Below are 25,399 nucleotides of genomic sequence, written 5' to 3'. Positions count from 1 at the left end.
GCTTTGTTTATTCGTCCCTCAGGGATTCAATTACTTTAACTTTTGCTGCTCGATAGGCAGGCACAAAACCTGCCAAGGTTCCTGCCACGATCAAAACAATTACCGTGGAAAAGGCCACGTTGAAGTTCACGGATGGATTCATAATATAATCCACCTCAATATTGGGACCTACAATCTCCAAAAGGGCCATACTGAAGATCAGCCCTCCGAAACCTGAAATTGCCGTAACGAAAATGGCCTCGTGAAGAATCATGGCTATAATGGACCATGGTTTTGCCCCAAGGGCCTTTCGTATCCCTATCTCGCGGGTTCGCTCCTTGACGACGATCATCATAATATTGCTTACGCCAACCACTCCTGCGATAATGGTACATACGCCTACAAACCAGAAAAACAGTTTAATGTTATTGGTCAGGCCGTAGTAGCGTTTGGCTTCTTCCATGGCACTCCAAACCTCGATGGCCCCGGTATCATCTGGAGCAATGGTATGGGTCTGTTGCAAAAACTGTCGTACCCCATCTTTAAAGTCAACAGCTTGAGCAACGGCTTCATCAAAATTGTCAACCGGAGGTAAGGTAAAGGACATATTATTGACCCTGTTCCCGCCATTGAAGGTTCGTTGGGCCGTGGTTATCGGGATATAGATACGCTCTTCCTCGCGGTCCTCCATTTCTTTGTACACCCCTATTATCTTGAAAGGTATGCCAGAAATATCTATGAACTCCCCAATCGGGGTTTCCACGTTACCGAAAACATCTTTTTTTATTTTGTTACCGATAATGGCCACCTTGCCATTGGACACCTCATCATTGTAATTGATGAACCTTCCCTCTACCATATCGGCATTTTCTATAAACTGAAAATCGGATGCTACGCCCTGCACCCCATAGATAAGCGCTTCCTTTCCATAGTTCACACTGATACCGCGCACGAAGATTCGGGATGAGCCATATTCAATATCTTCCTTGAACATTGCACTGGCCTTATCGTAGTTTTCGTTTACCAGCTGAATACGTCTTCCTGGATTGAGCCCTTTATATTCTTTTGAAGTAATCCCTGGCCAAACCCAAACACTTGTGGATGCGTCTTGCTTGAACTCGTTTTCGATACCATTGCGCATCCCTTGGCCAAAACCTAGCAGGATGACCAAAATAAAGATACCCGAGGCCACGGATAGCCCGGTCAGAAATGTCCGGAGTTTGTTCTTTCGTATGGTGTCAAATATTTCCTGCCACCGTTCCAAGTCGAACATAGGTTAGCGATTTTGATTGATGAATGACGCAAAAGCGTACATCAATAAGACTATGAAAAACGCTAAATGTTACAGTTTCAAGAACAAAAAGAAGAGTTAACCTCTCATTTTCCTATAAATGAAGTAAAATAGGCCCGCCACCAAGACGTAGGGCACGGCCATAAGGTAAACGATTCCGTTATTGATCGCCTCAGCGGTTTTGCCGTCCGATTCGCTTTCCACTACCGCACGGCACATGGCACATTGGGCTTCCAAGATGTTGGGAAAAACCAATACGATGAGCAAAATGATGAGCAGTCTTGTTTTCATGGAACATTAATATTGATAATAAGGGGAAATCATGATATACACCAAAACTCCTGTTATGGCCACGTACAACCATATAGGGAAAGTATACTTGGCCCAGTGCCTATGGCTTTCAAAATCATCGAGATAGACCTTTGAATAGGTAATCAATACCAAGGGTATCACGGAAATGGACAACACAATGTGCGTCATCAAAATAAAATAATAGACATATTTCATCGCTCCCTCACCGCCATAAACCGTGGTTTCGGAAGTCATGTGATAGGCCACGTACATTACCAGGAACAAAGCTGAAAGCACGATATTGGTGGTCATCAATCTTTGATGGGTCCGTTGCCTTCCATTTTTGATGGCGACCACTGCGGCAACCAACAAAATGGCCGTGACCGCATTTATCGTGGCATAAATAGGCGGTAGGAATGACAATGGTTCTACATTCGGAATTTTAATCCCAAACAAAAGGGCCACCACTATGGGTATTGCAAAGGAAATTATCCTTATCAATTTATTGAGCCGCTTTTCCTTTAAAGTAACTTCCTCGGTCATTCTGCCAAAAGTTTTTTAATGTCCTCTTTTAAAATGGTAATCTGTTGGGTCTCCCCATCCGAGTTTACCCCTTGTTCTTCGGTAATGGTCCCACGATAATAAATCAAGGGGTTACCAAATTCATCCTCACGTGAGCGAATATACCCATTTTTATCAACCAATGCGAACATGCCCGAATGTTCAAAGCCGCCAGGGGCATCATCTTCTTCACTCGCAAAAATGTAAAATCCTTGCTGTGCCAGTTCATAGATTTTCGCTTGGTCGCCTGTCATCAAATGCCAATCTATATCCGTAATTCCGTACTTATCCGCATACTCGGTCAATACCGAGGGGGTATCATATCTCGGGTTGATGGTAAATGATGCCACTCCAAAATCCGCATCGTTCTTAAAGGTTTCCTGAAGCTCCACTAGGTTTTTTGTCATTACCGGACAGATGGTGGGGCAAGTGGTAAAGAAAAAATCAACCACGTACACTTTTCCCAAGTAATCCTCATTGGTAACCAAGACACTGTCTTGATTATAGAATGAAAAGTCGGGCACTTTTCGCTTTTCCCCCTGATTGACCACAAAACCGACTTTTGCATCTTTGGAGCCATTGCTCATCCGGTCGTTTTCCACTACCGTGCCTCCTTTGACCCGTTTGGTAATTTCGTATACGGCAAAAATCCCAAAAATCAGGATGATTGCGGACACCCATATATAGGTGTGTTTCCTTTTGTTATTTGCTCCTGTCGGCATTGTTCTTTTTTAAGGCCAAACGATATTCTGCCAAGATAATCTTGACATCGTCCACCATTTTATTGTTCAATTCTGCTACGGAAGAGGTATCGAATCCATACTTGATGCCCTCATCCTCATCGTCGGTCCGGCCACGAAGGGCCAAGTCCTTATCGATTATGAAAACATTGGGCGTGGCCAGGTTTTCATCCAAGTCGACATTGGTTCTCAATGATTGAAAAAATGCTTTGATCTCCTTTTCGGAACCGAAAGCAAAGCGCCATTTGTCCACATCGGACAATTTCCCCAATTCAGTCTTCAGCTCCTCTACCTGCCCTTTGTTACCTTTGGGCACCACCATGATCATTTGAAAGTCGTTGAACTCGCCAAACCTTTTGTAGATCTTTTGATTCAGGTTAAAGGCATTCCCTTGCATCCGTTCCACATTGTTGCCTAAAAACCCCAAAACGGTAATCTTGTTTTGGAGCTGAACACTGGAATCCATTTCTGAGATATCAGCTACTTTTTCGGTAAGAATGGGCAATCGCCCAAAATTATTTACCCCGGAAGCGAAAAATAGATATACCACCACGGGAAGTATAAAAAGGGTTGCTAATACGATTTTCTTTTTCATAGTGTCTAAACCGTACAAAAATAAAAAAAGACGGTTGGAAAACCGTCTTTAAAATGTGTTAAATGCTTTCTTAGAAGTTCCAGGTTATGAACCCATCCTTGTAGACATTGTAAATGTAGTCCGCTTCGAAAAGCAAAATGAATATCAAATAGCAGATCAGGAATATCGGCGTCCATACGATCACCCTTCTCAAAGGGGTCTTTTCATCCCTAAGGTGCATAAAGTCCCATGCAATGTAATAGGCTTTTACCAAGGTTAGGATGATGAATATCCAGTTCAGCAATTTCATTCCCAAGAAGTGACTATGGGTAAGCGCTCTTGGCTTGACAATACCCAATGCAACTTCGATGGTTGTAACTATGGAAAGGAAAATAAGGACACCCCATATTTTCTGGGTATTTGATTTAAATTTTACCAGTCCTCTGAAAATCTCAAGTTTATGTTCGTGTGCCATTTATAATCAATGTTTTTATACCAAATAAAAGAATGTAAATACGAATACCCATACCAAGTCAACAAAGTGCCAGTACAGTCCAACTTTTTCTACCATTTCGTAATGGCCTCTACGCTGATAGGTTCCCAAAATCACATTAAAGAAAATGATGATATTGATGACCACACCCGAGAATACGTGGAATCCGTGGAATCCTGTGATGAAGAAAAAGAAGTCGGCAAACAATCTGTGCCCGTATTCGTTGTGGACAAGGTTGGCCCCTTCCACCACTTGATTGGCCTCTAAAATTTTGGCCAATGATTCTTTTCTATCCAAAAGGGTCTTTTCACCCTCTTCGTTCAACTGTTCGGTACGGATAAGGATATTCGGTGTTGCCTTGAAACCTTCAACGACTTCATTCAAGGAGTACGAGGTTTTGTAACCTTCTCCCTCAAACCAGATTCCTTCGCTCGCGACATGCTTCACTCTTTCTTCCGGTAGGGTTTCGGCAAAATCGGCCAATGCGGCCCTTTCGCCGGTCTCTGCATCCACAAACTGAAGGATTCTACCTGAATTGGTCTCCACCGCTCCGTAATCACCTTTTATAAACGTTGCCCACTCCCAAGCCTGTGAGCCAACGAAGATGGCACCACCGATAATGGTAAGGAACATATACAGGATAACCTTGCTTTGCTTCAATTTATGACCTGCGTCCACGGCCAATACCATGGTCACGGAAGACATAATCAAAATAAAGGTCATGAAGGCCACATAATACATGGGGTAATTCCCATGGAAAAAGGGCACGTGGGTAAATACCTCATCGGCAATGGGCCATAGTTCGATAAACTTAAATCTTGAGAAACCATAGGCTACCAAGAACCCGGAAAAGGTCAAGGCATCCGACATGATAAAAAACCACATCATCATTTTTCCATAGCTAGCGCCGAGGGGTCTGTTCCCGCCTCCCCAAACGCTGTCTTCTGTACCGGTACTTACCGTTGTATCCATATAAAAGGTCGTTTTATTAAAACTTTCACAAATTTACATTTTTTGACGTATTGTAAAAGACAAACTTGAGTGAAAACTGCTTCAAACAAATTTTATTTCACGAAATACATAAATAGAATGAGGTATACCCAAATAAAATCCAGAAAATGCCAGAAAGTGGCACCCAATTCCATCCCCAACATGTTCTCGGGGGTATATTTATTCCTGATTTGCCGCACCAACACCACTAAAAGTGATATCAATCCTGCCACTACGTGGGCAATATGCACGGCAGCAATCAAAAATACATAGGACATTTTTATATTGCTGGTGGGGCCCGTAAAATAATAGCCATTCTCCAACATTTGCGAGAATCCCACAAATTGCAATGATATAAATGTGATACCGAGCGCCAATGTGACAAGCAAAAATATGGTCCCGTTCTTTTGATTGTTCTTGGCCACGGCCTTTTTGGCGATAAGATAGGTTATACTGCTCAGGATAATCATTGCCGTACTGATGAAAAAAGCACTTGGCAGCTCTAAATCACTTACCCAATCCTCCCGTTTACTACTTACAATATAGGCACTGGTCCAACCGGCGAAGCCCATGATCAAACTCACAATACCGAACCAGAGCATCATTTTTTTTGCCCTTCTGTTCTTTTCCTCTGCTGTTCCTTGGGTTAAATCCATTTTTAGCTTATAAACTTATCTATTACGTACACTATTTGAATCAATGATATATAGGTAACACTGGCCAACATCAACTTACGTGCTGATGGGTTGTCCCTGTTTTCATATAATTTGAAGGCGAAAAACAACATGACCAATCCAGACAGCAATACAATCGCGGCCGCTGGAATGGAAAGGTGCAATCTCCCCGTGAAACCGAATACGGGAATTATGGAGATGACGATCATCCAGATGGTATAAAGGATAATCTGCAATGCAGTACCCTTGTCCTTTTTGCCCGTAGGCAGCATTTTGAATCCCGCTTGTTTATAATCTTCATCAAGCATCCAGCCCAGTGCCCAAAAGTGTGGGAACTGCCAAAAGAACTGAATCATGAACAATGTTCCGGGCTCGATGCCAAAATCATCCGTAGCAGCGACCCACCCCAGCATAAAGGGAATGGCCCCTGGAAACGCCCCCACAAAAACCGAAAGTGGCGATTTTGTTTTCAAAGGGGTATACACGCTGGTGTACAAAAAGATGGAAATAGCTCCGAACATCGCTGTTTTGGGGCTTAGGGCAAATAGTGCCAACACCCCCAAGACCGTCAAGACCACGGCAATGATCAAAGCGGTTCTCACGGACATTCTCCCTGATGGGATAGGCCTGTTTCGGGTACGCTTCATCAAAGCATCCAAATCCTTTTCTATGATCTGATTATATGCATTTGAGGCCCCGACCATACAATAGCCACCGAACATCAATAACAAAAGGGAAACAATATCGATCTGGTATGCGCCTAGAAAATACCCCGCGATGGAAGAGAAAACCACACTAACGGCCAGTTTGGCCTTGGTAATCTCCTTAAAATCGGAAAGTAGTAAGGAAAGGGTGTTATTTTTTACGGAACCTACGGCAGATTTCATCCACATCTTTATTGGCTGGCAAAGATAACGCCAGTGCATATCTTTTGCAACCAAAGCTAAAGTTTTATGATTCTTTGGGTTAAATCCACAAAAAAAGCCCTGACGTTTCCATCAGGGCTTTTTCCATTCCTGCCTCGACAGGAAACTATATTTGTTTTTACTGAAGCTTAAATGTAATTGGAATACTGAAAGGAACCTTTACTGGTCTTCCTCTTTGTTTTCCAGGAGTCATTTTAGGCAGTTTTTCTATAATACGCAGTGCCTCAGCTTCTAAATTTTTATCCGGTCCTCGCATTCTGATGTTTCCGATGCTACCATCTTTTTGGATAACGAAAATCACACTCACCCTACCTTGAACACCCATTTCCTGAGCGATTTCTGGGTAACGGAAGTTCTTACGGATGTGTTTCTGCATCATTTCCTGGAAACAAGCCTTCTTATCGCTAGCTCCTTCACAACCTGGGAATACTGGCACGTCCTCGATTACGGCGAAAGGCACTGAAATATCTTCTTCCACTTCTTCCACTACAACTTCCTCGATTTCGACTACCTCTTCCTCTTGGCTGGTTTCAGTAGACTCGATTACGGTCTCTTCCACTTCTTCTTCATCTTCTACAACCTCGATAACTTCGGGGGCAGCAGGTGGCGGTGGTGGCGGTGGAGTCTTGATTTGCTCGGTCATTGGCACTTCTTCGTCCAACTGATCTTCAACATTCATGGAAATGTCGTAATCATTGGCCTTATCATATTTTTTCCACTCCATGGCTCCGTAGACCAATGCCAAAACAGCAGCCAATCCTATAACGAAATATAGTGCGCTGTTTCTTCCTACATCTGCTTTCGGGTTCTTTTTTGGTTCCATCCTTTTTCTCCTTTTCTAAATTTAGTGTTTGCTAATTTAATTATTAATTGGTTAAATAAACAATTAAAATTTCCATTTTAACGGGTTTTTCTTAGAAAAAACCCACCGAATCAGTCCAATTCCTGCAAATGCTCCCAAGGTATTTGCCAAAACATCTCCAAACTCGGCCATTCTATCGGTTGTGATCGTGTATTGCAATACCTCAATAAGTATTCCATATAATATAGCGAAAAACAAGACAATAATCAAGGTTTTGCGTAATCCAAGGCTTCCCAAGGTCCTTTCCCGTAAGCTTAGACATCCTACAAAGGCGAACACCAAATAAAATATGAAATGGGTAATTTTATCGGCATACGGGATATTCAGCGTCCCCGTATCCAAATCCATGCTCGAGAAAGAAAATAAGCTGAGCATGGTAATGACCACTACCCAGCTTAGGAACAATAAGGTATATATGTTTTTCTTAAGCACCTATCAATGCCTTGTAGTCGTCGGCACTCATCAACTCCTCCACTTCGGAAGGTTCGCTTAGTTTTATTTTTACCATCCAGCCTTCTCCATAAGGGTCAGAATTCACTTTTTCGGGCTCATCCTCCAAAGCTTCATTGAATTCAATGATCTCACCGCTCAACGGCAAAAACAAATCAGAAACGGTCTTTACGGCTTCAACTGTTCCAAAAACCTCTTCTTTATCCAATGTTTCGTCCAAGGTTTCCACTTCAACGTAAACGATATCCCCTAGTTCGCTTTGGGCGAAATCCGTGATTCCCACAGTTGCGATATCTCCATCTATCTTGACCCACTCATGGTCCTTTGTGTACTTTAATTCTGATGGTATGTTCATTACTTTATGTTTGAATTAGTCGATGGGCAAATGTAACGGATTGCGGAAAGTTTTTCAAAGAAACTTTGCCCCAAAATGAAGGAAAAGCAAATTATGTTATTCATTAGTTCCCAAAGTTGTACCGCAATGTAAAGCCCGTATTGATGGTTGTCTGCGGAAAAGCAGTGGAAACAGCAAATTCAGAGAAGGAGTGATCATAGAAGAACATGGCGTTCAAACTCTTGCTCAACGCATAGTCCGCAGTGAACTTTATGGACATCAATCGTTGGCCCGATGTGATCTGATTGTTATCGATATCCAAATTTCGGATGATCGTGATGTTATCACGGAGTGATAGGTCTGCCTTCAAGTTCAGGTCCCCTTTCAAACGGGTTTTTTCGCCCCCGATATTGGTCACGAACTTCACATCCTTGAATCGATAACCCAGTCCCAAGGTATATTCGTTACCATTGATCTCAGTCAACAAATTATTGTCAAAACTCAGGGACAAGGTTCTACTGGTCCGTACCTCGGCCAAAAAACTAAAGGAGTTCTGCATTTCAAAGTCCACTCGCATCAACGGGCTGAACTCATCGGTCAAAACCACATTATTAATGAGGGTCTTGGGCAACAAATCCCCATTTTCCGGGTCATAGGTGGTATTCTGACGCTCCAAATTGGTCTGGAACGAGTTCACGCTATAAGCTGCGCGATACCCATGACTCAAGGAAAAACGCTTGAATTTCTTCTTGAACCACCTGTTTTTCATCAAACCCGTGTACTTCATGTTCCAGTTCGGGATGGGAATATCTCGGAAAGCATCCATGTTCACCCGATCCACATCCTGTCCCGTATAGGCAGCAAAGAATGCTGGAAGCAATACATCCTGCTGTGTTTTACCGTAACGTTCCGGAAAACCATCCTCATCCAATGTACCGGGACTCTCCCCCCTATCGGATACCAACCTGTTGGCAATGGTGATCCTGTTCTGTTTGAATTGCTCAAAGGTTTCGGAGTCGAACTCATCGCTCTTCTTGAACACCGTTCCTATCATCACCGTGGAGATGCTGAAGTTCCCCATCTCGTTGATCAATCCATCAAGACCATTGGCCCAATTCTCAGGGCTATAGCTTTCCTGCAACGAACTCATGTAATTTCTATCCGCACTCAAGTCAATGGTCAAATCCTGGGTAGGCTGAGCCGTGGCGGTAATGGTCAACTGCTTGTTCGTATTTTGCATGAACTGCCTACTGTACTCGGGATAATTCGTCAACCATCCATTACGCGCGGCCTCGAACCGCACATCCGCCTGACTTCCGAAGACAAAACCCAAAGTGGGACGTGTAGTTCCGATAAACCCTATGGATTGTGTGTACCCTGGCAGTACCGTTCCCCGGTTTTCACTGTAATTGACATTGACCCGTTTTACCATGGTCAAGATATCCACCATGGTATTGAAGCCCTTGCTGGTTTTTCGAGGTCCATTGGCATCTTCACCATCAGCAGGGTTGCCCGCTTTGTCCCTTCGTACAGCAGCTTGGTTTGCGGTCACTTTTCCATCACGCCTCTTAAGACCCAAAAAGTCATAAAAGCGCTGCATGCTCATGTTCGCCGTCAACGTATGGGTACTGGCATTTTGAACCGTGTTGATATCCACACCGGCCACCTGCCTCAATGCATCGCCACCCCGTTGCCAATCAAAATTACTGGTGTAGGAATATTGTGCATTTATAAAATTGAGGAAAGGTATTTTGCTGAACGGCAGTTCATAGTTCAACTGCATTTGCTGGGCATGCCTGTTTGGTTCTCCTATATCGAAAAAGCCATCCCAAAGGTCCAGGGCCTGGTTGATACCTGAATCCCGATCATCATCGACATTGAAATAGTTACGGACAATATTATTGTTGGAGGCGGTCAGGTTCAATCGCAACGATTTCGTGATGCTGTAATTGAGTGCATACTGCCAGTTGAACAAATAGTTTCGTTGTTGCAACAAGGGCAATTCCAAAGCATCCACCCCTGGTTCCAATACATCCCTGTACCGCTGTTGATTAAAGGAACGATTGTAATTGGCATTTACCGAAAAGCTTGTGGGAAGGGCATTGAAATTCAAATCCTTCAGCCACTGCCAATATTTGCTTGTGAGCATGGAGTCCTTTTTGGCAAAGGGTGCTACGGGTGCCGGCCTAAAATTGTGATTGTACACAAATCCAGTGGAAACATTCTGATCACGAAGTTCGGCCACCTCAAAATCCCTATGGTCGGTTTCGTTGTAGGAATAATTGAAGGTAAAGTTTTCCACATCGAAGAAATTCTCTTCAGCTTCCTCCCCCCTATTTTTCCTTACTCCTATCAAGTTGATACTGGTTCGCTTGGTGTAATCCTCCGCCTGTTCCTTTATGGTTTCTGCCTCCTCAGGAGTTGCAGCAGCGGCAATCCTATCATCCAACCGTAGGTCATCGTACACGGGGTCGAACTCCGGAGTGATCAGGGTTTCGGAAATCCCATAGTTGAACGGTAATTGCAGGTTCCATTTTTTGGGGAACAACTGCCCTACGTTCACATTGGTCACCACATCGTATGAGATGGCATCTTCCAAAGCGCGCTCTGTGGGTTTTTGGTCAATGGAACCAAAACCAGATGTGCTTCTACTTCCCGTTGCCGTAACATTGGCGAAGTCGGCCACATTGGCATCCAAGGCTGCAGTCGCGGCCCAACCACCGTTGTTTTCAAGGCCCGCCAATCGAAGTTCATTGAACCACACTTCGCCTCGGGCTGGAATATCATCAATGTTTTTGATACCCACCATCATACCGCGAATACTTCCCAAAGACGGGTTACCCCTGATTCCTATACGGACCCTGCCCAAGGTTCGGGGAGCAAACTCATCCACAAGTACGGCTTCGCCATCCACAATTTCATAGTAGTTGATCTCATCCAAGGTCTGATTGGATATCCCTTTGGATTTTACCTTGTTCAAGTCACTCAATGCAACATCTATTTCGTTGACACTGGGCCAAATTTCTTCTGCGGATGAAGCTCCAAATGAAGTGAATTGAAGTGGTAGTTCTATCTGGTAGAAATTTTCGGAGAAATCGGTACCGATTCTCAAGAAACCGACCAAAGGCGTATCACTGTCCGAGTAATCGGTATTGAATATTTTCTCGGCATGCATGAACATTTTCAAACGTTTATACTGACGCACATCGATATTTACATTTTTGAACACCCCTCGGGCATCCTGGGACTCCAAGTTCTCCACCACAAAAGAGAGGGACTGCTCATTTTGACGAATGATCGTATTGTTGTTGTTGAGCTGTTCACGGACCACTCCGGGAGGCAACACATAGGGTATCGGCTGTCTTCCGTAGTTTTCCTCGATGTTCACAGTGTTCACATCGGTAACAGTGGCATCATCCGAAGGATCGTTGTCAAATCCAGGCTGCAGGGTATTGGTGTATGTCCTCCAATCACCACGTACCAAGTCGAGGGTCGCAAAACGAAGCACCACATCATCCGAGAACCCGGTAAGGTACATTCGCATAAAGCTGATGGACCTGAAATCCGAGATTCCCCCTACGGCATCGGTAAAATCGCTCAATGGAATCTTATACTGGATCCATCTACGGTTCAATTGCGTACCATTGGGCAAGGTCGGGGTCTGTCCTTCGCGGATATCGGTCACATATTGGTCATCAATAGTGGTGTTTGGTTTTATCTGAATACGGTACTCGTAGTAGCTGTTTACCGTGTTCATGGTCAAATCCCTGTCGATATCCTCCACATCGGGCAGCGTGGTCGAACCCCTATTGGTGTTCGTCACCGCCACTGGCGAGTTGCCCTGTGTATTGTTGAAATCAAAATAGCGTTCCAAAATACCGCCCTCGCGGTTCAGGTAATATTGATAGTTATCCAAAGCAGGGTCTTCTGCGGGACCATTATATATGGAAGCTTCCTGGGCATCATCGTAGCCATCCAAACCAACATCCTGGGCCGTCCTATTGGCCTCATCCGCATCAAAGGCATACACCAAAGATTGTGTGGAGGGCACTTGCCCCCAAACGGTTTCCCTTGGCACCTCGTTATTGGTACTTGCGGGCAATCCATTTTCGTATTGTTTCCTACCATCCTTTAGGATGTCCTCGGAAATATTACCCAGGTTGAATACAAGCTCACCTGCATTGCCATCGGCAGTTTCCCCATCAATATAGGGATCCAACACCCAAAACTGGACAAATTCCACATTGGACTGCTCAAAGTTGGTGCTGCTCAATGGTCGCATGATCCCACCCCATTTGGCAGCCGGTGTCTCGGATTCAAAACTTGGATTGGCATTGTACGGTCCCTTATCGTTCGGGTAGTACACAACATCGAGCGTGCTCTGCACCTGGGTCTGTCCCTGGGCAATATCCGTTTCGGTGAACACCTCGTCAATGAAGACCCTACGGGTCGAGTTGAGGGAAATATCGTTGTCCGACATCCCCGATGGTCTCTGATTGGTATAAAAAATAGGGTCGATGGTGTACCACGCCATTTTTGCACGCTCGTGGCCCACATCAATCCCTGTTCTATCATTTATGAATTCCACTGGCGGACTGGCCAAGGTCCATCCCAAGGAGGAACGAATATCGATCAACGCCTGTGCTCCTTCAAAATCATCCAAATAAGTAGTGGTTTCACCCCTAAAGTCCGCGTTTTTGGGCGAATTGGGTCGCAAGAACGCCACCTCGCCGCGCAAAGACAGGTTGGAAGGCACATCCGTATCAATGTTCGGCAACTTATTGGCCAGTCTTGTCAAGAATGGCATTTCGGTACTGAAATTTCCATTCAGTCCGAAAATGGTATTGTTGACGGGTTCAATCCCGTAATTCGATTTCTGTGTTAGGGGACGCTCGTTCAAATTGAGGAACGTACCGCCCAAAACAAACTTATCATTGAACTTGTGCTCTACATTGACTCCTGCAAAACGCCTGGTCTGTTGACCAAATACCGCATTGTTCTCCACTGAAATGTTGATGGGGGTATTCGATGCCTCCAGACTGGGGTCGAGCAATTGTACCGTACCCGCCTGATAGTTCACCGTATAGTCAATGCCTTCCTGCAACTGTCTTCCGCCCGCGGTCACGGTAACCGAACCCTGCGGCACATTGAAGGCCCCGATCGGAATACCGTTGTTGGATTGCGAAGTATACCGCCCTTTGATCTGGAATCGGTTCTTTTCCGCATTTTGCAATGATGCCGCCTTGGTCTTGGCGTACATGTTACGGAACACATATTTCCTCTGGTTCGGGTTATACCCTTGGTCATTTTCCACATCATAAGTACCGCCGCCCAACTTCTCAAAGAGATACTCCCCGAAGGGTTCCACCTTGGTAAAGATAATTCGCCCTGATTGCGAATCCACCGTTATTCCTTCAACGTAATCAAAAAATCCATCCCCGCCCGGCTGTACATCATTGTACATGTTGAGCTGATCCAGATTGAAGACACTCAGCAATATTTGATCTTGCAATCCTTCGGGCCATCCGGCATTGGGGTCAACCGGGGTAATATAGTTTCTTGGTGTGGGGTCGGAATAGAGAATGTTCAGTTTGAAATCCTCTTGACTCAATTGATAGGCCCCTGTGGAATAAATGTTCTTCATCATCAAATCCCAAATAGGGTCTACCACGTTGGTAATGTTGCTCTTAAGCAATTTCAAGACCAATGCATTGTTCTCTATCAAATTGGAATTCGGGGGTATCGTGGTGGCATCCACACCTCCATTGGCAAACTCCCCTACCTGATAAACTTCCCCATCATAGGTATACTGAAAAGCCACACCCAGCACCTCATCGTTGCTCAAACTCTGACTCAAGGAGATGTACCCCAATTGGGAATCGAACTCATAATCCCTTCCTTGAACCAACTTTCTGGCATTTTCCAAAATCGCATAATCAAATCCTTGATTCACGGTATATCCGGGCACATTGAACCCGGATTCCACCGTGGCGATGTCACGAATGGCCGGTGTCAGTGCCCCACTCCCGATTTGATTGGGGTCGTAGGCATTGGCGCCGTTCTGTGGAAGTCCGCTGGCAACGGCTTGGTTATTGAAAAATCCTGCTGGATCTCCATTGTTGACACCGATACGGGTATTATCGGAAATGGCCTCACCCAAATCCTGAATGGCCACAACATTTCTAACATTCGTTGTTTGCTGGTTTCTATTGGTCACCCAAACCTCCAAACGGGTAATCTGCACCCTACTTTGAATGAATGGGTAGAATTCCAATGCACGATCATAATTGTCACGGAAATAATGCGCTAGGAAAAAGTGCCTGTCCTCATCATAATCCAATGCCGTCAATGCAAATTCGTTGACCGTGCCGCCCCCTTGGGCGACCACTGTGTTGTTTTGTGACCGTTGTTCTGAAAAAACAGCCGTTACGGTAGTCCTACCAAACTGAAGTTGTGTTTTGACACCGAACAAACTCTGTGCGCCCGTAATCAAGGAACTATTGAGCGGCATGCTCACGTTACCCACTTCAATTTTCTGTATGATATCGTCCTCTGTCGGGGTATAATCCAATTTGACAAGGTTCTGGAAATCAAATGTGGCTTCCGTATCATATTGTGCGGATACCTGAAGCCGCTCTCCCACTTTTCCCAACAAGCTCAAACTGATTCGTTGATCGAAATCAAAGGAAAGGTTCGTTCTGTTCCTAGGGGATAGGGCCGGGTTGTCATTTTTCTGCCACAGCACACCCAAGTCCATGGCCACTGACCCTTGTGGAATCACTTCAATGGTGTTTCCCCCAAAAATGGTCTCAAAAAAGTTGCTGTTCACATAAAAATTGGGCAAAAGATTTCGCCGCGCTTCCTCACTACCCTCTTTTTTTCCTGCGTAGGCATCCCCTTTTTGTTTGAAATAGAGCTTCATCTGCTCCTTTTCCACCAAGTCGTAGTATTGTTCGGGAGTAAGGATGATAGGGTAGTTGACATCGAAGTCCCCTATGCTCTCCGTATAAACGTATGTATTGGTCTTGGGGTCGTAAGTGTATTTTGCAACAATGCTATCCGGATTCCCCATGATAAGGCGACCAAGATCCACTCCTGTTTTCACGGAATCCTGAGCCTGCTCATTGGTCTCCTGTGCCATTAGGTTGGATATGGACAGTAGACAAAAAACAAAGAAAATGTACTTAAAACGTATTGGTTTAAGTATTGGTTTTGCCCCTTTTTTCAAACTAGTTACAAATTTTTCAGCGCCTGTTTAATAATGTTCTCTACGCTTAACGAAGTGTCTTGGGAAAGTACCTTGTCGACCACCTTTTCAGATTGCTTTCTGGTAAAACCAAGAACCTCTAATGCAGATAACGCTTCTTCTTTATTTGTATTGTTTGATTTTTGTGAAACTTCGCCCATGTCGTGGACTTTTAAAATCTTGTCCTTTAAATCCAAGATTACACGCTGGGCCGTTTTGGCCCCAATCCCTTTCACAGACTGGATTGTGGGCACATCGCCATTGGCTATGGCATCCCTGACATCGGATGGGGACAATGAGGACAACATGGTTCGTGCAGTACTCGCCCCGACCCCTGAGACCGATATCAACAATCGGAACACTTCGCGCTCCGCCCGCTCGGCGAAACCGAACAAGGTATGAGAATCTTCCTTTACCAATAAATCGGTATAGACAAAGATGTTTTCTTCATCTGTGAGCAAGGAAAAAGTATGTAGGGAAATATTCAGGAAATACCCCACCCCATTGCATTCCACTATGGCGTAGGTTGGATTTTTTTCTACTAGTTTTCCTCGTAAGTGGGTAATCATAAAAAATCTATTTGACCGGGATCACTCCCCTTGCATTTTAGCTTTTCTTCGCTTCTCACGCTCTTGGGCATCGATAACGGCAACGGCGGCCATATTGACCATTTCGTCCACGCTGGCCCCGAGTTGCAAAATATGCGCCGCTCTGGTAAGCCCCACCATGATCGGTCCGATGGAATCGGCATTGTTGAGGCCTTTCAACAATTTGTAGGTAATGTTCGCGGATTCCAGGTTGGGAAAAACCAAGGTGTTGACCTTTTTCCCTGATATCTTGGAAAACGGGAAGTTATTGCTGCTCATCTCCGGGTCGAGTGCAAAGTCGGTCTGGATTTCTCCATCGACCACCAAATCAGGGTTCCTTTCATGTAGAATTTTCACGGCTTCCCTTACTTTTTGGGCATTCGGATGGTTCGATGAACCAAAATTCGCGTAGGAGAGCAATGCCATAACGGGATTGAAACCAAAGGTTTTGGCCACATTGGCCGTCATTTGTGCAATCTCGGCCAGTTCTTCCGCATTGGGATCGATATTGATGGAGGTATCGGCCAAAAAGAGCGGTCCTCTATCTGTGATCATAATGTTTACAGTGCTGGCATTTTGCACATTTTTGGCCCTTCCCAGCACCTCAAAAACGGGTCGCAGTACCTTGGGGTAGGCTCTGGAGTATCCAGAAATCATTCCATCGGCATCTCCTTCCTTGAGCATCATGGCTCCAAAATAATTCCGCTTGCCCATATTGACACGAGCACTGTACTTGGTCTCGCCCTTTCGCTTCCTCAGTTCCCAAAGTTTCAAGGCATACTTGGTACGCATTTCACTGAACTCATCGGAACGTGGATCGATGATCGGCACTTCTGCGTCAAACTCGAGCTCCTTTTTCAAGTGCTCTATGATTTCCTTGTTTCCCAGCAGGATCGGCATTGCGATGCCTTCTTCATGAACGATCTGAGCGGCCTTCATCACATCGAGCAATTCAGCTTCGGCAAAAACAATTCGTTTTGGATTTACCTTGGCCCTGTTATGTAGCAATCGAACCACTTTGTTGTCATTGCCGGATCTTTGATAGAGTTCTTCCTCGTACTTCTCCCAATTTTGAATTGGCAGTCTAGCCACTCCACTATCCATGGCCGCTTTGGCAACAGCCGGTGGAATCTTGGCGATCAACCGGGGATCGAAGGGTTTGGGGATGATATAGTCCTTTCCAAAGGCCAACCTTGTGGCATCGTAGGCAATGTTCACTTGTTCCGGAACGGGCTCACGAGTCAAATCGGCCAGGGCCCTTACGGCGGCCATCTTCATTTCTTCATTGATTTTTGTGGCACGCACATCCAAAGCCCCCCTGAAGATAAACGGGAAACCAAGTACATTGTTCACTTGGTTCGGATGGTCGGAACGACCAGTGGCCATGATGATGTCCTTCCTGGTCTTGCAGGCCAAATCGTATTCTATCTCTGGATTTGGATTGGCCATGGCGAACACAATGGGGTTCTCGGCCATGGAATTCAGCATTTCAGGGGAAACAATGTCGGCGATGGAGAGTCCGATGAACACATCTGAATCCTTCATGGCTTCCTCCAAAGTGTCGATTTTCCTATCGGTGGCAAACTCTTTTTTTTGAGAAGTAAGGTTGTCCCTGTCGCTTCGGATGACCCCCTTGCTATCCAACATTACGATATTCTTTGCGGATGCACCAAAGGCTTTGTAGAGTTTTGTACACGAAACAGCCGCTGCGCCTGCCCCGCTTACCACGATTTTTACATCTTCAATCTTTTTTTCGGCAATTTCAAGGGCGTTCAGCAAAGCTGCGGCGGAAATTATCGCCGTACCGTGCTGATCATCATGCATTACGGGGATATCGAGTTCTTCCTTCAACCTCCGTTCGATCTCAAAGGCTTCAGGAGCTTTGATATCCTCCAAATTGATTCCCCCGAAGGTCGGGGCAATGGCCTTGACCGTCTCAACGAACTTATCCACATCAGTGGCATCCAGTTCAATATCGATTCCATCGATATCAGAAAAAATCTTGAAAAGCAGACTCTTCCCTTCCATTACGGGCTTTGAGGCCTCGGGACCGATATTTCCCAAGCCCAATACCGCTGTACCGTTGGAAATTACCGCTACTATATTTCCTTTTGCGGTGTATTTGTATACATCGTCCTTGTTCTTTTCAATCTCCAAACAAGGTTCGGCAACCCCTGGGGAATAGGCCAAGGCCAAGTCCCTTTGGGTGGAATACGGTTTTGTGGGTACGATCTTTATTTTACCTGGTTGCGGCTTTGCGTGGTATAGAAGTGCTTCTCGTCTTTGCTTTTCCTTGCTCATATTATCAAAAATGAATTGGTAAAGTTAGGACATTCATTGGTTTTATCTTAAAATCCCAAGCATCAATTTGAAGGCCTGTATGGAAGCAAAAGGTCTGTGATATGCAATGTTGTATGCTTTATGCATCCAACGGATACTCCTTTTTCGCTTTGGAAACGTTCAAACGCATGGCCAAAACAGAGGCAATCACAAAAAAAACGGCTGCAAACAACATGGCATTGACCGAATTGCCACCAAGAAGGTTTTTAAAAATAGGGCCAAATGTAAGTGTTTCGATTCCCATGGGAATCACGATCATCATATTCAATATCCCCATGTAGACACCTCTTCGCTCTTGCGGGACCACTTTGGAAACCATGCTATAGGGAATCCCCATCATGGCCGCCCATCCTATTCCGAACAAGACCATAGGAAGCAGTACATAAAGCGGATCTTGAATATAAGGAACAGTGAATAAAGCCACCGCGGTACCCAATAAACTCAAAGCATATACTTTTTTTCCACCGAAACGCATGGTCAATGGCACCAAGACCAATGCGACCACAGCCGTGACCACATTGTATGCCCAATTCATTTTAGAGGCTTGTGCTGCAGCCTCCGAGGTGTCGTAGCCCAAGGAAACCCTGAACAAGGGAGTGATGTACTGCCAATACACAAAAAGGGCATACCATTGAAATAGGTATACTGCTGAGAGCTTCCACATAAATCTGGGCATTTCCTTAACGGCAAGGATGATTTCCACAAAAGGAACTTTTATGCGATCAGCGAAGGGAAGTGCTTTATGTTTGTTGATTTCTGCCAACTCTTCATCAGTAGGCGGAATTTCTGGGGTTTTCAACACAGACCATAAAATGGTGGCTATGGAAAGAAAGGATCCGATAAAAAAGGAATAATACAACCATTTAGGCACTGTCCCCTCAACTTCTTGACCACCACCAAACCAATCCTGAAACAAAAAGATGGATGCATTGGCCAAAAGAATACCGGCCCCCACAAAAAGACTTTGCATCTGGTACCCGATACTGAACTGTGATTCTGGCAATTTATCACCAACAAATGCACGGTAAGGCTCCATGGCCATGTTGTTGCCAACATCCAAAATCCACAATAAACCGACGGCGAACCATAAAGCTGGACTTAATGGAAAGAAAAACAGACACAGACTGCCCATTAGCGCACCTATGAGAAAAAAAGGCTTTCGCCTACCCCAACGAGGCGACCAGGTCTTATCGGAAACGGCCCCTATAATAGGTTGTACGATCAATCCGGTAACAGGACCTGCGATGTTCAAAATGGGAAGCATTTCTTCTGTAGCACCCAAAAAAAGAAATATTGGATTAATGGCGCTCTGCTGCAAACCAAAGCTATATTGAATCCCAAGGAACCCAACATTCATATTAAAAATCTGCCAAAAACTTAATTTGGGTTTTTTAATCTTAATCATGTTGTTTGTTTAGCTAGCATCCGAAATATACACTGAAAGGGTGTGAATATTTCAAGAACACGGCTCAATATAATGCTATTTCTTCAAAAAATTGACATTGCGCTGAAGACCTGATAGTTTGGTCCGTTTTACTGCTGATTTTTTGAACACCTTTTTGAATACATCCTCGGTAATCTCCTCCCAATCCTTTTTAGTGAACTCCAACAAGTCCGGATGAGGGTTAAAGAGGGGTTCGCTATGCGATTTTGAAAAACGGTTCCATGGGCACACATCTTGGCAAACATCACAGCCGAACATCCAATCATCGAGTTTGCCGTCAAATTCAGACGGGATCTCGTTCTTCAACTCAATGGTCAGGTAGGAAATACATTTACTGCCATCTACGACATAGGGTTGCACAATAGCATCAGTGGGACAGGCATCAATACAAGCGGTACAGGTACCACAATGATCGGTCACTGGTGTATCGTACTCCAGTTCCAAATCCACGATTAGTTCTGCAATAAAGTAAAAAGAACCTACCTGTTGGGTCAGCAGATTACTGTTCTTTCCTATCCAGCCCAGACCGCTTTTTGCCGCCCATGCCTTGTCCAAAACCGGGGCGGAATCCACAAAGGCCCTGCCGTGCACCTCGCCGATTTCTTCCTGAATAAAATGGAGCAAGCTTTTGAGTTTATCCTTTATCACAAAGTGATAATCCATGCCATAGGCATATTTCGAAATTTTATAGGATTCGGGGTTTTGTTCTTCGGAAGGAAAATAATTCAACAGGAGCGATATGACCGACTTGGAGCCTTCGACCAATTTTGTGGGATCCAAACGTTTATCGAAATGGTTTTCCATGTATTGCATTTCCCCATGCATGTTCTGGTTGAGCCATTTTTCTAATCGGGGCGCTTCCTCTTCCAAAAATTCCGCTCTGGATACCCCACATGACAAAAAACCGAGGCGCTTGGCTTCGGCTTTTATAAGTTCGGTATGTTTGTGTGCGCTCACGGAACGAAGATAACAATAGTTTTTCCCGATTATAAAGCGAAAAACCTACCCTATTTGGTTTTAACCAGGTCAAACTCATTCTTATAGTACTCCATTATAGGTTGAAAAGGTCCCAATTGATGTTGCTCTTCACTAAAATGATCTGAATATGGGCCATACGGGGTAGAAACAGGTTTTTTTACCAAATCAGGAAAATCAACTTCCCGATGGGGCTTTGTCGGTCTTAATTTTTGATTGATGTATCCTGCCACGTCGTAAGCCTCTTCATCTGTTAACTTCGGGCTATCAAATGTGGTACCGTAAGGCATGTTTCCCTTGATAAACTGTGCCGCCGTGATTACGCGGGTCATGCCCGCACCATTGTTGTATGAATCGTTCCCCCATAAGGGAGGGTACAGATAAGTACCGTCTTCTTGCGACTCTCCTTGTCCATCCGCACCATGACATTCCACACAGTTTCTTTGAAAAACAAGCTCACCATGCTCTAAATCCACCGCTCTATCTGGGATTTCAATGGACAAAAGACCTTGACCTTCAATTTTCCCATTGGATGGCGTAGCCCTCCCCAACCATTCCAAATAGGCCAACAACGATTTCATTTTACCACTATCTTCAGGCATCATCCTGCCATTCATGCTGCGTTCCATACAACCATTGATGCGCTCCTCTATGGTTCCCATTTTATCCTCTCGACCACGATATTGAGGAAATCGCTTGACCACACCTATCAATGGAGCCGCGTAAGGCTTTGTTCCGCCATTTAAATGACAACTGGCACAGGCCAGATTATTACCTGCGTATATATTTATAGCATCGGTTTGCCTTGGTCCTAGATGTAATGGAGTATTTCTGAAAATTTCGAAACCTTCTTTTATGCGTTCGTTTTTCTTTGAAAAAGACAGGTTGTACACATTGTAATCCAAATAATAGACATCATCGGGCAGGGACACATATTCTTTAGAACCAAATCCGCCGAATCCGACCAGCACCACGGCAAAAGCCAATCCAAGCATCAAAACAATGCAAATACCCAGTTGCAAGCACAGTTTTCTTATCTGCTTGGCGATTGCACTATATGAATCGGTGTTCTGCACTTTGGATGTTCTCAGGTCTCCCATGATTCATTTTAGATCATGCAAAGCGATTATGAATATAGTAAGACAGGGGTTCTCCTTGATTTCCACTACATCATTTAGTTTAATCAAACAAGCAAGTAAATTACGAAAAGATTTAAAATTGGGAACCGGAATGTCATTAAAACAATCCGCCTTGGGTACCGCCTTTTACCCTGCCCAAATGTTTGTACGCAAGTTCAGTGACTTCCCGGCCCCGGGGAGTCCGCATTATAAAACCTTGCTGAATCAAAAAAGGTTCGTAAACTTCCTCAAGGGTTTCAGCACTTTCGGAGACTGCCGTTGCCAAAGTGGTAATACCAACGGGCCCTCCCTTGAATTTATCGATAATGGTGGTCAAGATTTTATTGTCCATTTCATCCAAACCATGGGCATCCACGTTCAAGGCCTTTAATCCAAACTGGGAAATTTCCAAGTCAATGTTTCCGTTCCCTTTGATTTGTGCAAAGTCCCTGACCCTACGCAAAAGGGCGTTACAGATTCTTGGGGTTCCCCTACTACGTCCCGCAATCTCTATCGCTGCATCATTGGTTATGGGTACACTCAAGATTTCCGCACTGCGTTCCACGATAGTGGACAAAAGCTCGGTGTTATAATATTCCAATCTGCTCTGGATACCAAAACGAGCCCTCATGGGAGCCGTCAGTAACCCAGATCGGGTAGTGGCCCCGATCAACGTAAACGGACTCAGGTTTATCTGTACGGTACGGGCATTGGGGCCCGTCTCGATCATGATGTCTATTTTATAATCCTCCATTGCGGAATACAGGTATTCCTCTACAATGGGACTCAACCTGTGGATCTCATCGATAAAGAGCACATCGCGTTCTTCCAAATTGGTCAACAGTCCCGCCAAATCACCGGGCTTGTCCAGTACAGGTCCGGAAGTTACCTTGATGCCCACGCCGAGCTCATTGGCCAGAATATGGGCCAAGGTGGTCTTACCAAGTCCAGGAGGACCATGAAAAAGAGTATGATCCAAGGCCTCTCCCCTAAGATTGGCCGCCTGCACAAAAACCTTTAGGTTTTCCAGTACTTGGGCCTGGCCGGTAAAGTCATCAAAAGTGACGGGCCTTAAGGCTCTTTCGATATCGAGCTCTTCCGAGGAAAAATTATCAGCTGTTGGATCTAAATTCTCGTTCATTCTTCAACAAATATAACTGAAAACCGCATCGACCTAAAACCTTATAGATAAAAATAGCACTTGCGATTGTTCTTAGCGGTCTAAACCTTATCTTAGAAAAGAGAACGTTTCACCAATTAAGTTAAATATGGTTGCTACAGACTATTCCGTAGGAATTCTACAATACATCCCTTTTTTTTACGTCATCTGGTCCGATGACCTATTATCAGCTTCTGAGATTTCAGTGGTACAAAAAGTCATAGCGCTCGATGCATCGCTTGACCAAGAAGAAAAAGGACAACTGCAAAGCTGGTTGGACAGGGATAATCCACCCCATGATGATGAAATAAAAAACTGGAAACAGACCATTGCCAATTCCCAAGTAAAATTAATCGAAAGCGAGACCTACCCACTAACTTCGCTCAGTCAACGATTGATTAGCGGGGATGATCTGAACGAGCAATTAAAGCATATTGAGGTCCATCTGGGCATACAGCCCAACCACTACAACCATTTGTTCGATGTGGAAGTGGTCCATGAAAAAACTTCGGATGAATACGATGCCCAAGTTCTGGACGACATCCTGAAAGGCGAACACACCAAGGTGGTCGATGAATTTCGAAGGTTTTTGGACAAGCCTGATTTTTCATGGGAGGTTTTAAGAGACAAAGCCGAGTTCCGAAATAGGATATTAAAACAAGTCCAGCTGTTGGGAGAGGCTGGTTACGGCGCCATGGCCTATCCACCTGAGTATGGCGGAACGGGAAACATGCCCGCTTATGCCTCTATTTTTGAACATCTGATGTTCGTAGACGGGAGCTTGGCCGTGAAGTTCGGGGTCCAGTTCGGCCTTTTTGGCGGTAGTATCCAAAAATTGGGCACAAAAAAACACCATGACCAGTATTTGACAGAAGCAGGGGAAACCAAATTACTGGGCTGTTTCGCTATGACGGAAACAGGACATGGTTCCAACGTTAGAGGCATCAAGACCACCGCTACCTACGAAAAAGCATCCGATTCCATCATTATACACACCCCTGGTAAAAACGACAATAAGGAATACATCGGTAACGCGCTGCATTCCAAAATAGCCACTGTTTTTGCCCAATTGATCGTTAATGGCAAAAATGAGGGCGTACATGCCATTTTAGTTCCACTAAGAAATGAAAAACACGAAACCTTAGAAGGCATCACTGTAGAGGACAATGGCTATAAACTGGGGCTGAACGGGGTTGACAACGGTAAAATCTGGTTCAACAATGTAAAGGTCCCCAGACAGAACCTACTGGACAAATATGGGGAGATACGGGATGATGGCACTTACTTTTCCTCCATAAAAAATCCGAACAAGCGATTCTTTACCATGTTGGGCACCTTGGTCGGCGGACGTATTTGTGTGGCACGTGGTGCACTTGGCGGAAGTAAGATGGCACTGTCAATTGCAGTTAAATATGCGCTCAATCGTAGGCAGTTCAATGATAATGTAAAGGTTCAAGAAGACCTGATCATGGACTACCCTACTCATCAGCTAAGACTTACGCCTGCGATTGCGGGGGCGTATGTCTATCATTTTACCTTAGAAGAGATGATGAAGCGTTACAGTGACGAATCACAACCTGATAAGAGGGAGGTAGAAACCCAAGTGGCAGGCCTAAAATCAATCATTACGTGGTTCGCCAACGAAACCATTCAAGAATGTCGTGAAGCATGTGGTGGTAAGGGTTATTTATTGGAGAACAGAATTGCGGACCTCAAAGGGGACGTGGATATTTTCACCACTTTTGAAGGAGACAATACGGTATTGTTGCAGCTTGCAGCCAAAGGCATTCTATCCGATTTTAGGGCGGAGTTCAACAGTGCTGGCTTCGCTTCGGTGCTAAAGCTTTTACAGACTCAGATTGCGGACAAACTCACTGCTATCAATCCCCTTTATTCAAACAAGGTTGATGCAGAACACCTGTATAATCCAAAGTTTCATAAGCACGCTTTTGATTATCGTACCAGAAGGCTTACATATACCTTGGCCATGCGCATACGCAACTATATCAAAAAAGGAATTCCTTCTTACCAGGCCTTTTTAAAGGTGCAGACCCATTTATTGGCTCTTGGAAAAGCGTACAGTGTGGAATTGGCCTACCATATTTTCTGTGAACATTATGAGCAGGTAACGGATCTCAAGTACAGGGCCTTGATGGAGAAGGTGGGTTGCCTTTACGCCCTTGATCAAATCAATTCGGATGCAAGATGGTATTTGGAGCAGGGCTATATTGGGAGTACAAAATCGAAGGCCATTCGTCAGCGGGTAGAGCGCCTATCCACGGAACTGCGACCACACATTGAGGTGTTGGTCGATGGTTTTGGCATTCCCGAACATTGTTTAACCGCGCCCATTGCCCAGTAAACG

The 25,399-nt window shown here is 44.8% G+C and carries 20 protein-coding genes; 1 reads left to right on the top strand and 19 read right to left on the bottom strand.

The features are described 5' to 3' along the window. Window positions 1-7: 7 nt before the first annotated feature. The 19 genes from EO132_RS03090 to ruvB form a co-directional block, all read right to left on the bottom strand. Window positions 8-1,252, bottom strand: coding sequence for an ABC transporter permease (locus EO132_RS03090; protein ID WP_127136547.1), 1,245 nt, complete (start codon window positions 1,250-1,252; stop codon window positions 8-10). A 96-nt stretch (window positions 1,253-1,348) separates the two neighbouring features. Then, window positions 1,349-1,561: a hypothetical protein gene (locus EO132_RS03085; RefSeq protein ID WP_127136546.1), complete on the bottom strand. Its 213-nt coding sequence runs from the start codon at window positions 1,559-1,561 to the stop codon at window positions 1,349-1,351. A gap of 6 nt (window positions 1,562-1,567) precedes the next feature. Beyond that, on the bottom strand, window positions 1,568-2,104 hold the full coding sequence (locus EO132_RS03080; protein ID WP_127136545.1) for a DUF420 domain-containing protein: 537 nt from the start codon (window positions 2,102-2,104) through the stop codon (window positions 1,568-1,570). Then, on the bottom strand, window positions 2,101-2,844 hold the full coding sequence (locus tag EO132_RS03075) for an SCO family protein (RefSeq protein ID WP_127136544.1): 744 nt from the start codon (window positions 2,842-2,844) through the stop codon (window positions 2,101-2,103). The genes EO132_RS03080 and EO132_RS03075 overlap by 4 nt, the downstream gene beginning before the upstream one ends. Further along, complete coding sequence (locus tag EO132_RS03070) at window positions 2,825-3,457, bottom strand: hypothetical protein (RefSeq protein ID WP_127136543.1); 633 nt, start codon at window positions 3,455-3,457, stop codon at window positions 2,825-2,827. Before EO132_RS03070 ends, EO132_RS03075 begins: the two co-directional genes overlap by 20 nt. 70 nt (window positions 3,458-3,527) lie before the next feature. Then, the gene (locus tag EO132_RS03065; protein ID WP_127136542.1) at window positions 3,528-3,911 is read right to left on the bottom strand and encodes a cytochrome C oxidase subunit IV family protein; all 384 of its coding nucleotides are present in this window, start codon (window positions 3,909-3,911) and stop codon (window positions 3,528-3,530) included. Between the two features lie 15 nt (window positions 3,912-3,926). Continuing rightward, window positions 3,927-4,901 (bottom strand): cytochrome c oxidase subunit 3, encoded by a 975-nt coding sequence (locus tag EO132_RS03060; RefSeq protein WP_127136541.1) that lies wholly within the window; start codon window positions 4,899-4,901, stop codon window positions 3,927-3,929. Window positions 4,902-4,993: 92 nt separating this feature from the next. After that, window positions 4,994-5,575, bottom strand: a complete 582-nt coding sequence (locus tag EO132_RS03055; RefSeq protein WP_127136540.1) for a cytochrome c oxidase subunit 3 — start codon at window positions 5,573-5,575, stop codon at window positions 4,994-4,996. Between the two features lie 2 nt (window positions 5,576-5,577). Next, a complete protein-coding gene (gene cyoE / locus EO132_RS03050) occupies window positions 5,578-6,480 on the bottom strand; it encodes a heme o synthase (protein WP_127136539.1) in 903 nt (300 codons plus the stop codon). Between the two features lie 157 nt (window positions 6,481-6,637). Beyond that, window positions 6,638-7,342 (bottom strand): energy transducer TonB, encoded by a 705-nt coding sequence (locus tag EO132_RS03045; protein WP_127136538.1) that lies wholly within the window; start codon window positions 7,340-7,342, stop codon window positions 6,638-6,640. Between the two features lie 63 nt (window positions 7,343-7,405). After that, complete coding sequence (locus EO132_RS03040) at window positions 7,406-7,813, bottom strand: VanZ family protein (protein WP_127136537.1); 408 nt, start codon at window positions 7,811-7,813, stop codon at window positions 7,406-7,408. Next, window positions 7,806-8,186, bottom strand: coding sequence for a glycine cleavage system protein GcvH (gene gcvH / locus EO132_RS03035; protein ID WP_127136536.1), 381 nt, complete (start codon window positions 8,184-8,186; stop codon window positions 7,806-7,808). Before gcvH ends, EO132_RS03040 begins: the two co-directional genes overlap by 8 nt. Before the next feature lie 103 nt (window positions 8,187-8,289). Next, window positions 8,290-15,393, bottom strand: coding sequence for a T9SS outer membrane translocon Sov/SprA (gene sov, locus EO132_RS03030; protein ID WP_127136535.1), 7,104 nt, complete (start codon window positions 15,391-15,393; stop codon window positions 8,290-8,292). A 5-nt stretch (window positions 15,394-15,398) separates the two neighbouring features. Further along, entirely contained in the window at window positions 15,399-15,980 is a 582-nt protein-coding gene (gene ruvA / locus EO132_RS03025) for a Holliday junction branch migration protein RuvA (protein ID WP_127136534.1), read from the bottom strand. A gap of 21 nt (window positions 15,981-16,001) precedes the next feature. Beyond that, window positions 16,002-18,299, bottom strand: a complete 2,298-nt coding sequence (locus EO132_RS03020; protein WP_127136533.1) for an NADP-dependent malic enzyme — start codon at window positions 18,297-18,299, stop codon at window positions 16,002-16,004. Window positions 18,300-18,417: 118 nt separating this feature from the next. Beyond that, complete coding sequence (locus tag EO132_RS03015; protein WP_417935835.1) at window positions 18,418-19,743, bottom strand: MFS transporter; 1,326 nt, start codon at window positions 19,741-19,743, stop codon at window positions 18,418-18,420. Window positions 19,744-19,818: 75 nt separating this feature from the next. Beyond that, window positions 19,819-20,739, bottom strand: coding sequence for a tRNA epoxyqueuosine(34) reductase QueG (gene queG / locus EO132_RS03010; protein WP_127136532.1), 921 nt, complete (start codon window positions 20,737-20,739; stop codon window positions 19,819-19,821). Window positions 20,740-20,789: 50 nt separating this feature from the next. After that, window positions 20,790-21,857, bottom strand: a complete 1,068-nt coding sequence (locus EO132_RS03005) for a c-type cytochrome (RefSeq protein WP_235856364.1) — start codon at window positions 21,855-21,857, stop codon at window positions 20,790-20,792. A 136-nt stretch (window positions 21,858-21,993) separates the two neighbouring features. Continuing rightward, the gene (gene ruvB / locus EO132_RS03000; protein WP_127136531.1) at window positions 21,994-23,016 is read right to left on the bottom strand and encodes a Holliday junction branch migration DNA helicase RuvB; all 1,023 of its coding nucleotides are present in this window, start codon (window positions 23,014-23,016) and stop codon (window positions 21,994-21,996) included. Between the two features lie 127 nt (window positions 23,017-23,143). On the opposite strand from ruvB, the gene EO132_RS02995 reads away from it, so the two are divergent. Further along, window positions 23,144-25,396, top strand: coding sequence for an acyl-CoA dehydrogenase family protein (locus tag EO132_RS02995; protein WP_127136530.1), 2,253 nt, complete (start codon window positions 23,144-23,146; stop codon window positions 25,394-25,396). Window positions 25,397-25,399: the final 3 nt, after the last annotated feature.

This window comes from Flagellimonas oceanensis (assembly GCF_003992595.1).
GTDB lineage: Bacteria > Bacteroidota > Bacteroidia > Flavobacteriales > Flavobacteriaceae > Flagellimonas > Flagellimonas oceanensis.
Note: the sequence above shows the minus strand (reverse complement) of the source record. Positions and strands in the feature narration are given on the sequence as shown.

Bases quoted from the DNA above. Each gene is read 5' to 3' on its own strand.
- cyoE (WP_127136539.1), bottom strand. From the start codon at position 6,480: ATGAAATCTGCCGTAGGTTCCGTAAAAAATAACACCCTTTCCTTACTA.
- EO132_RS03090 (WP_127136547.1), bottom strand. From the start codon at position 1,252: ATGTTCGACTTGGAACGGTGGCAGGAAATATTTGACACCATACGAAAG.
- EO132_RS03045 (WP_127136538.1), bottom strand. From the start codon at position 7,342: ATGGAACCAAAAAAGAACCCGAAAGCAGATGTAGGAAGAAACAGCGCA.
- ruvB (WP_127136531.1), bottom strand. From the start codon at position 23,016: ATGAACGAGAATTTAGATCCAACAGCTGATAATTTTTCCTCGGAAGAG.
- ruvA (WP_127136534.1), bottom strand. From the start codon at position 15,980: ATGATTACCCACTTACGAGGAAAACTAGTAGAAAAAAATCCAACCTAC.
- EO132_RS03005 (WP_235856364.1), bottom strand. From the start codon at position 21,857: ATGGGAGACCTGAGAACATCCAAAGTGCAGAACACCGATTCATATAGT.
- EO132_RS03020 (WP_127136533.1), bottom strand. From the start codon at position 18,299: ATGAGCAAGGAAAAGCAAAGACGAGAAGCACTTCTATACCACGCAAAG.
- gcvH (WP_127136536.1), bottom strand. From the start codon at position 8,186: ATGAACATACCATCAGAATTAAAGTACACAAAGGACCATGAGTGGGTC.
- EO132_RS03085 (WP_127136546.1), bottom strand. From the start codon at position 1,561: ATGAAAACAAGACTGCTCATCATTTTGCTCATCGTATTGGTTTTTCCC.
- EO132_RS03055 (WP_127136540.1), bottom strand. From the start codon at position 5,575: ATGGATTTAACCCAAGGAACAGCAGAGGAAAAGAACAGAAGGGCAAAA.
- EO132_RS03070 (WP_127136543.1), bottom strand. From the start codon at position 3,457: ATGAAAAAGAAAATCGTATTAGCAACCCTTTTTATACTTCCCGTGGTG.
- EO132_RS02995 (WP_127136530.1), top strand. From the start codon at position 23,144: ATGGTTGCTACAGACTATTCCGTAGGAATTCTACAATACATCCCTTTT.
- EO132_RS03075 (WP_127136544.1), bottom strand. From the start codon at position 2,844: ATGCCGACAGGAGCAAATAACAAAAGGAAACACACCTATATATGGGTG.
- EO132_RS03065 (WP_127136542.1), bottom strand. From the start codon at position 3,911: ATGGCACACGAACATAAACTTGAGATTTTCAGAGGACTGGTAAAATTT.
- EO132_RS03015 (WP_417935835.1), bottom strand. From the start codon at position 19,743: ATGATTAAGATTAAAAAACCCAAATTAAGTTTTTGGCAGATTTTTAAT.
- EO132_RS03060 (WP_127136541.1), bottom strand. From the start codon at position 4,901: ATGGATACAACGGTAAGTACCGGTACAGAAGACAGCGTTTGGGGAGGC.
- EO132_RS03080 (WP_127136545.1), bottom strand. From the start codon at position 2,104: ATGACCGAGGAAGTTACTTTAAAGGAAAAGCGGCTCAATAAATTGATA.